11 protein-coding genes and 1 pseudogene are annotated in these 12,736 nt (G+C 60.2%); 5 read left to right on the top strand and 7 right to left on the bottom strand.

Going from position 1 to position 12,736, the window contains the following annotated elements:
* Nucleotides 1-130 precede the first annotated feature (130 nt).
* From IB263_RS29440 to IB263_RS29420, 5 genes and pseudogenes are all read right to left on the bottom strand, one after another.
* The gene (locus tag IB263_RS29440) at nt 131-691 is read right to left on the bottom strand and encodes a GNAT family N-acetyltransferase (RefSeq protein ID WP_110819288.1); all 561 of its coding nucleotides are present in this window, start codon (nt 689-691) and stop codon (nt 131-133) included.
* Nucleotides 692-715: 24 nt separating this feature from the next.
* Nucleotides 716-3,071, bottom strand: a pseudogene (locus IB263_RS29435) (Orn/Lys/Arg decarboxylase N-terminal domain-containing protein).
* A 232-nt stretch (nt 3,072-3,303) separates the two neighbouring features.
* A complete protein-coding gene (locus IB263_RS29430; RefSeq protein ID WP_371814275.1) occupies nt 3,304-3,876 on the bottom strand; it encodes a DUF1349 domain-containing protein in 573 nt (190 codons plus the stop codon).
* A gap of 142 nt (nt 3,877-4,018) precedes the next feature.
* Nucleotides 4,019-4,429 carry a BA14K family protein gene (locus IB263_RS29425; protein WP_192358830.1) on the bottom strand — a complete coding sequence of 137 codons (411 nt, stop codon included), beginning with the start codon at nt 4,427-4,429 and terminating at the stop codon, nt 4,019-4,021.
* A gap of 139 nt (nt 4,430-4,568) precedes the next feature.
* The gene (locus IB263_RS29420; RefSeq protein ID WP_192439370.1) at nt 4,569-5,555 is read right to left on the bottom strand and encodes a polysaccharide deacetylase family protein; all 987 of its coding nucleotides are present in this window, start codon (nt 5,553-5,555) and stop codon (nt 4,569-4,571) included.
* Between the two features lie 426 nt (nt 5,556-5,981).
* Between IB263_RS29420 and dtd the strand changes: the two genes are divergently transcribed.
* Complete coding sequence (dtd, locus tag IB263_RS29415; protein ID WP_192439369.1) at nt 5,982-6,425, top strand: D-aminoacyl-tRNA deacylase; 444 nt, start codon at nt 5,982-5,984, stop codon at nt 6,423-6,425.
* Nucleotides 6,426-6,506: 81 nt separating this feature from the next.
* On the opposite strand, the gene IB263_RS29410 is transcribed toward dtd, so the two are convergent.
* Nucleotides 6,507-7,478 (bottom strand): DMT family transporter, encoded by a 972-nt coding sequence (locus IB263_RS29410; RefSeq protein WP_192439371.1) that lies wholly within the window; start codon nt 7,476-7,478, stop codon nt 6,507-6,509.
* A 143-nt stretch (nt 7,479-7,621) separates the two neighbouring features.
* Between IB263_RS29410 and IB263_RS29405 the strand changes: the two genes are divergently transcribed.
* Both IB263_RS29405 and IB263_RS29400 read left to right on the top strand, forming a co-directional pair.
* A complete protein-coding gene (locus IB263_RS29405; protein WP_192372136.1) occupies nt 7,622-8,539 on the top strand; it encodes a LysR family transcriptional regulator in 918 nt (305 codons plus the stop codon).
* A gap of 81 nt (nt 8,540-8,620) precedes the next feature.
* Entirely contained in the window at nt 8,621-9,529 is a 909-nt protein-coding gene (locus IB263_RS29400) for a LysR substrate-binding domain-containing protein (protein WP_029742924.1), read from the top strand.
* Here the strand turns inward: IB263_RS29400 and IB263_RS29395 are convergent.
* Entirely contained in the window at nt 9,526-10,476 is a 951-nt protein-coding gene (locus IB263_RS29395) for an alpha/beta fold hydrolase (RefSeq protein ID WP_192439368.1), read from the bottom strand. The genes IB263_RS29400 and IB263_RS29395 overlap by 4 nt on opposite strands.
* A 289-nt stretch (nt 10,477-10,765) precedes the next feature.
* On the opposite strand from IB263_RS29395, the gene IB263_RS29390 reads away from it, so the two are divergent.
* Together IB263_RS29390 and IB263_RS29385 are read left to right on the top strand one after the other, a co-directional pair.
* The gene (locus IB263_RS29390) at nt 10,766-11,206 is read left to right on the top strand and encodes a VOC family protein (RefSeq protein ID WP_029742721.1); all 441 of its coding nucleotides are present in this window, start codon (nt 10,766-10,768) and stop codon (nt 11,204-11,206) included.
* A 134-nt stretch (nt 11,207-11,340) separates the two neighbouring features.
* Entirely contained in the window at nt 11,341-12,657 is a 1,317-nt protein-coding gene (locus tag IB263_RS29385; RefSeq protein ID WP_192439367.1) for an epoxide hydrolase family protein, read from the top strand.
* The last annotated feature ends 79 nt before the right edge of the window (nt 12,658-12,736 follow it).

The raw sequence follows: 12,736 nt of genomic DNA, 5'->3' as shown, positions 1-12,736 counted from the left end.
GTAGCTCGTCAGGCTCATAACCTGAAGGCCGCAGGTTCAAATCCTGCCCCCGCAACCAAATCAAAAAAAGCCCGCATGGAGAAATCCAGCGGGCTTTTTGACGTTTGAACGGCGCGCACAGGGGCGACCCTCATCGGGTGGAAAGGGGCGGCGGCGGTGGCGGCGTCGTCGAGCCCGGACCCAGAGAGCGCTGGACCATGACGCTATCGGCCCAGCGCCCGTAACGATAAGCGACACCCGGAAGCAGGCCGACGCGTACGAAGTTGAAGCGTTCGTGCAAAGTGAGGGAGGCGACATTGTCGGCGTCGATGTAGCCGATCATCTGGCGAAAGCCGGCTGCGGCGCAGGCGTCGATCAGGCCCCGCATGAGCAGACGTCCGACGCCTTGACCGAGATGCTCGTGGTGAACATAGATCGAGTGCTTGACCGTGTAACGGTAGGCGGGGCGCTTGCGAAACAGCACGACATAGGCGTATCCGACCACCACGCCCTCGTTGACCGCGACGAGATGGGGCAAGCGGCGGCTTTTCAGGTTCTTCCGCCGCTCGCGAAGGTCGTCCGGCTGTGGTGCGTCGCCCTCTTCGACACCCTCTTCTATGCCGCGTCGGATGTGCCGGCGATAGATGGCCAGCATGGCATCAACGTCGCTCTCCCGCGACGGGCGAATGATGATTGTTTCATCCTGCGGCATGAGGGGTCACGAAACTCCAAAATTCTATTCAGCGACGACGTAGGTATGAAGTCGTATGCGGCCCGACGCGTCGGTTTGGCGGTAAAGGCCCTGGATCTCGACGTCGAAGCCGGGGAAAGTGTTGAAGCAGGTTTCGAACATCTTGAGATAGTCGATCATTGGCTGAGCGCGCTCGGTCAGTCGCTCGCCCGGCACGATTGTGGCGATCCCCGGCGGATAGACGACAAAAGGTGTCGTTGCGATCCGCCCGGCAATGGCGTCGATCGGCAGAAAGTCGACGTCGTTGCGCACAAGGCAGCGCGCCGCGTCGTGGGGTGAAAGGGCGATATCCGGCAGATGCTCTTCGGAAAACTGCTTGGCCTGCAGCGCGCTGACATTCGCGTCGCGGAAGAATCGATGCATCTCGCCGCACAGATCACGCAATCGCACCCCCGCGTAGCGGCCGGGGCGGCGGCGATAGAACTCCGGGATGACCTCTTCCAGAGGCGCGTTGTCGTCATGAAGCCGTTTGAATGCGACGAGGCCGCTGATCAATGTGCCCGCCTTGCTTGCCTCGACGCCGGGCGTGAGCAGAAACAGCAGGGAGTTGAGATCGTTTTTCTCTGCGACGATCCGGTTCTCGCGCAAGTACTGCGCAACGATCGGGGCGGGAATGCCGTGCTCTGAATATGCGCCCGTTGCCCTGTCAAAACCTGGCGTGAGCAGCGTGAGCTTGTTGGGATCGGTCATCGCGCAACCTGGCGCCATATCGGAAAAGCCGTGCCATGCAGCCCACGGGGTGAGGTGCCAGAAGGCCGGATTGGTGGCGAGCTGATCGGTGGCGACGCTCTCCCATGGCACGTCGTGTACCGCTCCGGGGCTTGCCACATCCGGCATGGCCACGCGGTCCGGCACGAAGGGCTCGAAGAACCAGCGGCGCTCGGGCCGACGCTCCTTTTCCTCGAACTCCCTACGCACCGCCCGGATTTTCTTGCGAAGCTCGATGCCGAGCCGGATCGTATCGTCCCACAGCACTTCGCCGGAACGACCCTTCATCATCTGCGCGCCGACATCGAGGGATGCGAAGAGCGGATAAAAAGGCGACGTCGAAGCGTGCTGCATGAAGCTCTCATTGAAGCGTCGGTGCTCGACCCGGCGCTTCTGGCCGGTAATGTGCCGATCCTTCATGTGGATCTGCGATGCCTGCGAAAAGCTCGCAAGCTGCTTGTGCGTGGATTGCGTGGCGATGATGCCCGGTGCCTCGGGTCCGAGTTCGGCAAGGCCCATGGCAAAACGACCGGCATAGAGCGGGTGAAATTTCATGAAGCCCGCCCAGGCCTCGTCGAACAGGATGTAATCGCACAGATGGCCGATGGCTTTCAGGATCATCTCGGCATTGTGGATAGTGCCGTCATAAGTGCACTGTTCCACCACCGCCACCCGAAACGGGCGCGGTTTCTGCCAGGCATCCGGGTCTTTGACCAGCGGGTGGGCGCGGATGCGTTCGCGCAGCGCCTCCTCATTCAGCGCCTAAATCCATGGGGCCAATGAGCCCATGGGCATTTCTGGCGGTCGGCACATAGACCGGGATGCCGCCGGAGATCATCAGCGCGCCGTGATGGGCCGCCTTGTGATTGTTACGGTCAAACAGCACCAGGTCGCCATCGGTGACCAGAGCGGAAAGCGCAACCTTGTTGGAAGTCGAGGTGCCGTTAAGGACGAAGTAGGTCTTCTCCGCGCCAAAAATCTTGGCGGCTTCCTTCTGGGCGGCGAGCGCCGGCCCTTCATGGGTCAGGAGATCGCAGAGATCGAGCACGGAATTGTCAAGATCATCGCGAAAGACCGCTTCGCCCAGATGCTCCATGAACACGCGGCCGACCGGGCTGCGGCTGTAGAACACGCCGCCGTTGTGTCCGGGGCAGGTCCAAAGCTGGTTGCCTTCCTCGGCGTAATCCACCAGCGCGCCAAAGAAAGGCGTCTTCATCGTCTCGGCATATTGCTTGAGGCGGCTGATGAGGTTTTTCGCGATGAAGGCAGGCGTCTCTTCGGATAGAAAGACATAGCCGTCGATGAAGTCGAGCACTTCGACCGGTACGTCCTCAAAGCGCTTGCGCCGGATCAGAAGGATGATCGGGAATTCGAGACCGCGTCGGCGCATCAGATTGATGAGGGAGGCGGTCTTGCCTTCCATGCCTTTCTTGCCCCAGTCGACCATCATGCAGCCGATGGCCGCGTCCGTCTGGACGGCGATTTCCGCGTCCTCAAGGCTCCGTGCGCGGACCACCTCGAAACCCGACCGCTCGATCTCCTCGACAATCTGCTTGTACCTGGCCCCCTCGAGATCCTCGTTGTCGAAGGCGGGTGTCGCGAACAAAAAGGTGAAGCGTCTGAAGTAATCCATCTGTGCCTCCGCCATTTACACGAAGCGAGTTGTTCGTGCGTTTCGTGACGATGTTGTGACGGCGGCTCTGGTTAGACGCGATCTGTGAGCCGCAGGAGGTTGCGGAACGCCCGATGCGCTCTTGAAGTTCCACTGCGGCAAGGCGCGCGCGAAGGAATACCGACGACGGGTCGGACGTCCCTTCAAAGCCCGATCAAGGCGAGCGGATCGCCGCTGCTAGCAGCAAGGGTTCCTATGAGGCATGCAAGTCGCGCGATATCGGAGCGCCCAGGCAAAATCGTTCGAACTGCGCGGTAAAACCTTCGCGCTCAGGAGAGCAGGCCATGACACCGATCCGTGCGTCTTCACCGGAGAATGGACATAACCGCGCCATCTGCCACGGACCATCGCCAAGGTGAAACTGGACCCTGAGCGCTGCCTCGTGCCGCGTCAGCCGGATATGCACTTCGGCGTTCGGCTGCGCTTGCGCAAGCGGGATTACGGACCAGTCCGACGTTCCGTTCGTGACGACAACCGAGAAATGCATCAAGCCGTCGGTGAACTCTATGCCGGTCTTGAGCCAGTGAGTTTCGTCGATAATCAGCATCAGCCCGGCTTGGTCGTAGAGCTCCCGATAATCACCGCGCACGACCACCGATGCGGTAAAATCTCCGCTCACCGCCTGCAGTCTGGCATGACCGGAATGGCGCCTGAAGCCATAGAAGGTTGTCTGCCAGAAGTCGGTATTCGCCTCCGTTTTGAGGATTAGCACGCCATTTTCGACGTTCCAGTTTCGAGGCTCATTCAACCAGGTAAAATCCGTCAAAACTCCCTCCAGCCTTACGATCGGCACGCAGGACGCACCCACCATTGCAGCACATCTATGGCCGAAGCAGGCGTCCGTAAAGGTTTCTGCGCGAAAGGTCGCCACGCCTTTGTGGGCGACTTGTCGGCCGGAGGCGCAGCCTTCACCTGCATTCGTAGCGCCGGCCGTCACGCCCAATGAATGTTCCGCTGCGCGGGTCATAGGAGCGGTAGCGCGCAAGGCACCGCGCATCGCGATCGTTGCGCCGATAAGCTTCCGCCTCGCGCTTCCGCTCGGCTTCCTGTGCCGCACCGATAATGATGGCACCGAGGGCCAAACCGATCGCGCCGGCGGCCAAACCAGCCTTCATATCCTTCTTGTCCTGTTTTTCCTGGCGCTCGCGCCACCGATCGCGCCGCGCCTCCTCACAACGCCACCGGTCTCTTCCGTGAAGGTCCCGACAATGGCGCCAACCTCCATCGTAATCGTCAGCAAGGACGGTTGGAGCTGCAGGCACAGTCGCGCCCAAAGCTGCGGTCAGCGCGAGAACCTTACCGAAGACCGACGCACGCATGGGACATACTCCTTCAAATATCGAATCGACTGTTCAGGAGTCTTGGGGCCACGCGTTGCGAGAACATTGCGGCGAAGCACAGGGTTAAGCCGTCGCGGCCAAGCGATTGCTGGAGCTCGATCTTGGCCACGGATGCGGATCAGAGCGGCGCGTCGGGATCGGTGTATTGGGTCACCCATGCCGGAGGCTCTTCCTCCTTGCTTCCATCCAACTTGAGGTCCCGCTCCCTTGCCCAGCGATACCCCCACATTGGTCCGAACTTGGTGGCAAATCGAGGCGGCTGCCTGTACGCCGGGTGGGCTTGCGCCTCCTCAAGGGAGACGAAGCGGTAGCTCGTACTTCTGAAAAGCCCGAGTATTCGATCGATGGTGGCCGCATTGATGCGATTGGCATGAAGCAGGAGAATGCCGGGCGGTTCGCACCCGAGGACCTTGCGGTTCAGATCCTCATAATACGCAATCTCGACGCGGCTATAGTCTATGTAAGCGTCTTCGATCCTTCGGACCATCGCCGTATCGGATCGCGCCAATGCCCGTTCATATGCAGCATCAAACACATAATCCGACGTATCGATGGTGGATGCCGCGAGATGATAACCGCGTTCGCCAAGTACCCGTTCGAACGCCTCGCGACGTTGATCCGTGTCTCCGAGGTGATTGTAGGGAAACCGGAAGAACCGAAGGGTTCGGCCGGCCTTTTCCACCATCGGCCGAATGGTCGCCTCTCCGTCAATCACTTCGCAACGAAACGCATCGACGTCCAAGGTATTGCTATCGGGGTGGTTCGCACTGTGATTGCCAAGCTCGAATTGGCCAGTGTTCCACGGTTCCAACAGTGCCTGACCGATCTCACCCAGCGCCTGCACACGCCGTTCGACGACAAACCCGATAGCGGGAACGTTACGAACGGCGAGACCGGCCAGGATGGCTTCGTTCGTGGCCCTCGCGACCGCAGCGAGTTCCTGCCCTCCCGCATCGCCTGCGCGGGTATAAGGGAGATCGTCGAACGTGATGGCAACCGTTCTGTCGTGCGGAGAAGGGCAAACGGGTTCGATCGCCTGCGACCGGGCCGGATCTGCCGGTGTCAGCAGCAGCACGAGACCCGCCATCACCAGTCTCGTGCGCATTCCATTTCCTCGCTTGGTTTCTCTTTCTGCGCGCGGAGTGCCGTTTTGCGTCGTGTCGCTGTCACAAATGCTCAAGGCCGTTTCGCTCCCTGTTTGAAGTGCACGGCTTCATGCCGAGCACCGGCCTTCGCCAATCTTCCATTGATTGGCGAGATCACAGCGCCCGGATTGCCTCAACATTGCGTATGATCCGACAAGCCCAACGACGGTCGCGATCAAACACGGTAGCTCGCCGTCGCCCACGGCCATTCCACCGCGTGAAAATGCTACCCCTTCAGGCACGGTAACGAGCGCCGGCCAGGTCTGCCCATCGTTCGACCAGGTCTGACGACGTCGTCCAGACGGTTGCTGTCGGGTCGCATAGAGCTTGATTGCGATCGCCTCGGAGTGGATAAACGCCGGCAAGCCATAGGGAGATTCCTTGCCATGAGAGCACTTGTCCAGCGCGTTTCATCTGCGCGTGTCACGGTAGACGGCGCGGTCACGGGAGAAATCGCCAGCGGCCTGTTGGTGCTCGTGTGTGCGATGAAGGGCGACACCGAGAAGGAAAGCGAATGGCTGGCGCGCAAGATCGTTAACCTGCGCATCTTCAGGGACGATCAGGATCGCATGAACCGTTCCCTGGTCGACGTGGGCGGCTCAGCGCTCGTCGTCAGCCAGTTTACCCTGGCCGCAGAGACGAAAGGGAACCGGCCGGGCTTTTCTACTGCCGCGCCGCCGCAGGAGGGTAAACGCCTCTATGAGCATTTCTCTGTGCAAGTCTCGACCCTTGGCGTTGCTGTTGCGAATGGCGTCTTCGGCGCGGACATGCGGGTGGAGCTGGCCAATGACGGTCCTGTAACGATCTGGTTAGATACGGCGGCCGGTTGATCGGTTTGCGCGAGGACGCGCATCAAAGAAGAGCGGCCGACCGAGGTCTCCATGACCAGGGGGGAGCCCATCGCGCGAGCGTCAGGATGGCTGCGCGATGGCCTCGTTCATTTGGGCCTGCTGACCGTAGAACACGCGAATGGCAAGAACGACACCAGCGATGAGCACAGCGACGCCGGCTGCCTCCATCATCGTCGGCCAACGTGCATGGACAACAAGTCCGCCAACTACGCCGAAGGCCGTTTCCGACACGATCAGCTGTGCCGCGAGCGCAACAGGAAGCGTCCTCGACGCGACATTCCAAGCCCATACCCCGCACACGGTCGCCATCAGTGCCAGCGACGTTCCCCATAGATAGAGGGAGCCGGCGGCTTCCCAACCGAAACCGAGCTTCGGAAGCTGGAAAAGGTCCATCGCCGCACCAACCGGGTAGAAAACCAGCATCTGGAGACCACCGCCGATCAGGATCAATGCGGACCATATGCCCGACGGCATCGCCGGGCGGATTGCGAGCGCTGCCTGATTGGCGATCGCGAACCATACCCATAGACCGACCGCGGCCAGGGCAAGCGGAATACCAATCCAAAGCGAGCGAACGGAACCGAGACTATCTGCGGTGAACGCCGTGCCGTTGACCAGCACGAGACCGATTGCCACCAGTGCAAGCGGTGTCATCAAGAAGCGCCATGGCAGTGACGCCTGACCCCGGTTTCCAATGACGGCAAGCACAATCGGAACCAGGCCAAGGAAGGCAGGCGCAATGACCGGGCCGGCGTAGATTGCCGCTCCCGTTACCGTCAGGAAGTAGCCGACATAGCCGATGAAGGCCAATCCCGTGGCAGCCATGGCGTTTTGGAACGTCAGGTGGCGCAATGCCGTCTCGCGTTCTGAAAACAGAATGAAGACCCCAACCGTCGCCGAGACCACATGCCGGATAAGAGCAAAGTCGAACGTGGAGAAGTCGCCGATTATGAACGGCACGACGAAATTGAGGGAGAAGGCAAAGGCTGCAAAGAGCGCGGCAAACACGCCGACCGAAAACTGCCTGTTCATCATGAGCATAGCCTCAGAGTTTTGATCGAGCTTTGCCGATTTTTCGTTGCCAAGCTCCGTTTCCACGATCCTTAAAGGGATAATCCTTCCCTTCACGCGCTTCGACGCATAAGTTCGCAAGAGGGTTTTCGAAAAACAGAAACATGAACTGGAACGATGTCCGCTACTTCCTTGCAGTGACACGCCAGGGCGGCCTCACCGGCGCTGCGCGTGAAGTGAAAGCGAGCGCTTCGACGGTGGCGCGACGGATAGAGACCCTGGAATATGCACTGAAGACGCGCCTGTTCGAGCGCCGGCCGGACGGCTACGAGCTCACTGACGCAGGACGGGCGATGGTCGAGAAAGCAACGGCGATTGAAACCGCCATGCGCGAACTGGAAGGCAGCTTTTGCGGCCAGGACGGTCGCGTCTCGGGGGCGGTTAGGATTATCACCGTCGACACGCTCGCACATCACCTGCTGATGCCAAACCTGCCTGCTTTGCAGGAAGCCTATCCCGATCTTTCGTTGGGCGTTTCGGTCAACGCCACGTCCTTCGCCCAGATTCCACAGCGAGAGACGGATATCGGCCTTCGGCTCTGCCGCCCTGAACAGGGCAACTATGTGGTGCGCCGGATCGGCACGATCGCGTTCGGCCTCTACGCGTCGAAAGCCTATCTTGAGAGCCACCCCGTCCGGGAAAATCATTTGCCGATCACCGGCCATAGGCTGATTACCTGGGGCGATCCCCTGTCGTTCCTTGTCGTGCCCAAGACCCTGCGCTCGTGGGTCGAAAGCGGCATCGCCAACCTGACGGTCGATACGATGCAGGCGCAGGTGCTCGCGATGAAGGCGGGCAACGGCCTCGGCGTATTGCCGTGTATCCTTGCCGACACGGAGGACGAGCTTGTCCGGGTCAAACCAGACCTTTGCAGGCAGGAGGAAGCCATTTGGCTTGTCGTTCATGAAGGGGTTCGCGACACCAAACGCATTCGTGTTGTTGGCGATTTCCTTGAGACGATCGTGAAGCAAGGGCAGCGCGCGCTTTCCGGTCGAATTTCGGAACAACTGCAGGTGAAGTGACGCATGAGTGTCTTGTCTTTTGGCAGGGCGAAAGGGGCGTCACGGCGCGAAACAATCAGCGGTCACGTTGGCGGGGGTATCATGGATCGCTTCGAAGCAATGAAAATGCTGCTCGCAGTCGTTGATGCCGGCAGCATCTCCGCGGGAAGCAGGAAATTGAATGCTCCACTGCCAAGCGTCAGTCGCAAGGTTGCCGAACTCGAACGGCACCTGGGGGCGAGCCTCATCGTGCGCACCAGCCGCAACCTTCAACTCACCGATGCGGGCCGGGAATATGTCGAGGCTGCCCGAAAGATCATGGTCGATCTGGAGGAGGCGGAGCGGCGAGCCTCGGGCGAATACCAGACACCGCGCGGCACGCTGACGATCACCATGCCGGTCGAGTTCGGCGCCCGCTACATCATGCCGATCGCCCTTGGTTACATGGAGAGGCACCCGGAGGTATCGCTGAACCTCATTTCGCTCGACAGAACGGTCCATCTTGTCGAAGAGCAGGTCGATATCGCCATTCGTCTCGGCGACCTTGCGGATAGTTCTCTCTATGCGGTCAAGGCCGGAGAGTTTCGCCTGCTGACCTGCGCCAGCCCGGCATATCTTGAGCGTCGGGGTGTGCCGACGCATCCGGGCGATCTTGAAGGCCATGACGGAATACTCTTCAACAAGCGGACGTTCTTCTGGACGTTCGATGTCGACGGCCGCCCGATGGAGGCCGTTCCCCGCAATCGTCTTGAGGTGAATACCGCGGCCAATTGCGTGGCCGCGGCGGTCGGCGGAGCCGGCATCGCCCGCTTGTTCGATTACCAGATCCCGGACGAGTTGTCGTCAGGCGCCCTCGTGCCGGTTCTGGAGGGTTTCGACGGCGCGTCAAGACCGATCCACATCGTCTATTCCGGTCAGGGCATGCTCACGTTGAAGGTGCGCTCCTTCATTGACTGGGCCCTCCCTCGCCTTCGCACTGTCTTCGGGCGGAGTGAGGCCTTGAAGGCCTAGTCGGCGAAGGCGCGGCGAACTTCGTCGACTGCTCGTGACGGATCCTGAAGGTGGGGGAAGTGGCCAACACCCTTCAGAACGGCGAATTTCGAACCGGTTCGATCGGCGAACTCCTTGCCCATCTCCGGTTTGATGTAGATGTCCTTTTCGCCCCAGATCACCTTGATCGGGGTCTTGAGCCTAGACAGATTGGCCTCAAGATAATCTTCATCCCGCGTGAAGTGGGCGTAATAGAATGCGAAGGCGTCGGCTGTCGTCACACCGTCGCGCATCCAGGATTCCTTCATGTCCGATTGCACCTCGGACGGCAAGTCGAACTGGTTTTCCGGTGCAAGGCCACGCCGATGTACGTTCTCCAAGATCTCGTCGCTTGTCTTGTTCATATAGGCGCGCGTTGGTATTGCCGTCGGTTCGGCCTTCAGATTTTGAAGGCTCTCGTACATCCAATGCGGCCTGTTGAACGGCGCAAAGTCGCCGACGATGATCTTCTTCGCGACCGTCGGTTCTTCCAGTGCAAGAAGCAGAGCGGGAAGACTGCCGATGTCCGAGGCGTAGATCACCAAATTCGATCGGTCGATGCCCGATCTGTCGATATAGGCTTTGAGAACCTTGGCGTAGTCTCTTGGTGAATAGGAGAACCGCTCCGGGGAAGGGCGCGACGACTGGCCATAGCCAGGCCAATCGAACGCATGCACTTCGTACTGTGCGCCCATAGTTTCCGTGATCTTCGCCCAGACGCCCAGCGTCTCGGGAAAGCCGTGCAGGAAGAGAACCGTGCCGTTCGGATTGCCCTGACGGGAAACCATTCGTCGGAGCGTTATGTTCTCGTCGATCGTGATGAAGTCGATTTTCAGGGCCGTTGCGGAGCCGATTGGGCCTGCGTGTCCTGGTGCGGTCGATGCCATGATCGCAGAAGCTGTTGCGACGACGGTCTTGAGCGATGCCATGTCTTTAAGTCCTTCCGGTCTCTGAATGGTGAGTGTGACCAGAGCATCGGGCATCGAGCAGTCCGTCGGCAGATGCAGTTTTTGAGAGGCACCCTCTTGAACTCGGGCAAATTCGCTCTCGAGTGGACGCCAGGGCATTCAAGCGAGAGGATGGCTCTCAGATTTGCTCAGTACCGGGCAGCAGGTGCGATCCGTAGATTCCCGTCATTCATGGATCGCCGGGTTTAGCGACGATCCCGAACGAAGCAGCGAGACGAGACCGTCACTCGCGACGAAAGGAATGAGGAAAATGAACGACATCACGGCCTCCCCGCACAAGGAGATCGCGGAAAAGACAAGAGCGCTCGCCGGCCACTCTACCGTCGGCACGAACGACCTCGATGCCGCAGCGGCGTATTATGACAAGCTCCTTGCCGTCTTCGGCATCGGCCGCGTGCTCGTCCAGCCCGGACGCGCTGTCTATTACGGCCACCGTACCCTCGAATTCGGTGTGACGAAGCCCTTCAACGGAGAGACAGCGGTTGCCGGCAATGGCACCATGGTCGCCTTTGAAGCGCGCTCTCGAGCCCAGGTCGATCAGGCTCATGCCACGGCACTGGAAGCAGGAGGTTCCGACGAGGGTGCTCCCGGCCCGAGAGGCCCGGACGGCGGTGACCCCTATTGTGCCTATTTCCGAGATCCCGAAGGCAACAAGTTTCTCGTCTACCGCAAAGGCCCCGACGAGGTTTGATGATCAATGGAGTGCGGGGGCCGTCGCGCGGAGCGAGCCCCCCGCTCGACATGTTTCCGCGCATCTTTTGAACAAGAGCTCTGCGCGGATCTCTCCAATGCGCCTTCTGGATTAGCGGACAGGAGTTTTTTGAAATGAACCTGGAAAACAAGGCTGGCGACGGGCCGCTCACGCGGCGCTCGTTTCTGTTTCGGGGCGCCGCGATCGGTGTAGCCGCCGCCGTGCTGCCCGGAACCGGCATCGCAGCCGACATCGTGAAAGCGACGGCGACGGGCGATGCCATCCAACCATTCAAGGCCGACATTCCCGAAAATGCCCTCATTGACCTCAGAAGGCGCCTGGTCGCAACCCGTTGGCCGGACAGCGCGACCGTCTCGGATCGGTCCCAGGGCGTCCAGCAGCGCAAGCTTCGTGAACTCGCGCAGTATTGGCAGTCCTCCTATGATTGGCGCCGGGCAGAGCGTAAGCTGAACGCGTTTCCCCAATTCCTGACGAAGATCGACGGGCTCGACATCCATTTCATCCACGTACGCTCCCGCCATGAGAACGCTCTTCCGCTGATTATGACCCACGGGTGGCCGGGTTCGATCTTTGAACTGCTTGACGTCATTGATCCGCTGACGGATCCGACTGCACATGGCGGCAAGGCCGAAGACGCCTTCCATCTCGTCATCCCTTCAATCCCAGGCTTCGGCTTTTCGCAAAAACCAGACACGACCGGTTGGGAGGCGCAACGGATCGCCCGTGCCTGGGACGCCCTCATGAAGCGGCTCGGCTATAACAGCTATGTCTCGCAAGGCGGTGATTGGGGCGCAATCATCAGCGATGCCCTGGCGCGTCAGGCGCCAGCCGGACTGCTTGGCATCCACGTCAACAGGGTGGAGCGTTCGACGACGCTTCCAGCGGACGCTGCCAAGGCGTTGAAGAACGGCGGGCCGGCTCCCGAGACCATGTCTGCCGACGAAAAGAAGGTTTTCGACGAGGCTCGCGACTTCCTGAACAATGGTTTCGGCTACGCCTCGATCCTCAGTACGCGCCCGGAAACGATCGGCTACGGCCTTGCCGATTCACCGGTGGGACTTGCAGCCTGGCTCTTGGACAAGATCGCCGACTGGGTGTTCACGCGTGGCGATGCGGAACAGGCGCTCGGCAAGGACGCCATCCTCGACAACATCACCTTGTATTGGCTGACCAACTCAGGGCCCTCAAGCGGACGTATCTATTGGGAGAACGTCAAGGCAGGCGCGAAGCTCACGCCAGCCAGGGTTCCTGTGGCCGTCACCGTCTTTCCGGGCGAGGTCTATCGGCCACCGAGACAATGGCTGTCAAAGGCTTATCCAAAGCTCGTCTACTACAACCGCGCCTTAAAGGGTGGGCACTTCGCCGCCTGGGAGGAGCCCGAAATCTTCGTCGAGGAGATCAGAGCAGGCTTCAAGTCTATGCGCTCTTAGACGACGGATCGCCATTCCAAGAAGCCAAGCAAGCTCCACGCGGATTGCCGCGCGGTCACCAAGGGAGCCGATCTCAGCC

Source organism: Ensifer sp. ENS03 (assembly GCF_014852035.1).
Lineage (GTDB): Bacteria > Pseudomonadota > Alphaproteobacteria > Rhizobiales > Rhizobiaceae > Ensifer > Ensifer adhaerens.
This window is presented reverse-complemented; position numbering and strand designations above follow the sequence as displayed.

Bases quoted from the DNA above. Each gene is read 5' to 3' on its own strand.
- IB263_RS29400 (WP_029742924.1), top strand. From the start codon at position 8,621: ATGGATCGCTTCGAAGCAATGAAAATGCTGCTCGCAGTCGTTGATGCC.
- IB263_RS29420 (WP_192439370.1), bottom strand. From the start codon at position 5,555: ATGCGCACGAGACTGGTGATGGCGGGTCTCGTGCTGCTGCTGACACCG.
- IB263_RS29410 (WP_192439371.1), bottom strand. From the start codon at position 7,478: ATGAACAGGCAGTTTTCGGTCGGCGTGTTTGCCGCGCTCTTTGCAGCC.
- IB263_RS29390 (WP_029742721.1), top strand. From the start codon at position 10,766: ATGAACGACATCACGGCCTCCCCGCACAAGGAGATCGCGGAAAAGACA.
- IB263_RS29395 (WP_192439368.1), bottom strand. From the start codon at position 10,476: ATGGCATCGCTCAAGACCGTCGTCGCAACAGCTTCTGCGATCATGGCA.
- IB263_RS29385 (WP_192439367.1), top strand. From the start codon at position 11,341: ATGAACCTGGAAAACAAGGCTGGCGACGGGCCGCTCACGCGGCGCTCG.
- IB263_RS29425 (WP_192358830.1), bottom strand. From the start codon at position 4,429: ATGCGTGCGTCGGTCTTCGGTAAGGTTCTCGCGCTGACCGCAGCTTTG.
- dtd (WP_192439369.1), top strand. From the start codon at position 5,982: ATGAGAGCACTTGTCCAGCGCGTTTCATCTGCGCGTGTCACGGTAGAC.
- IB263_RS29440 (WP_110819288.1), bottom strand. From the start codon at position 691: ATGCCGCAGGATGAAACAATCATCATTCGCCCGTCGCGGGAGAGCGAC.
- IB263_RS29405 (WP_192372136.1), top strand. From the start codon at position 7,622: ATGAACTGGAACGATGTCCGCTACTTCCTTGCAGTGACACGCCAGGGC.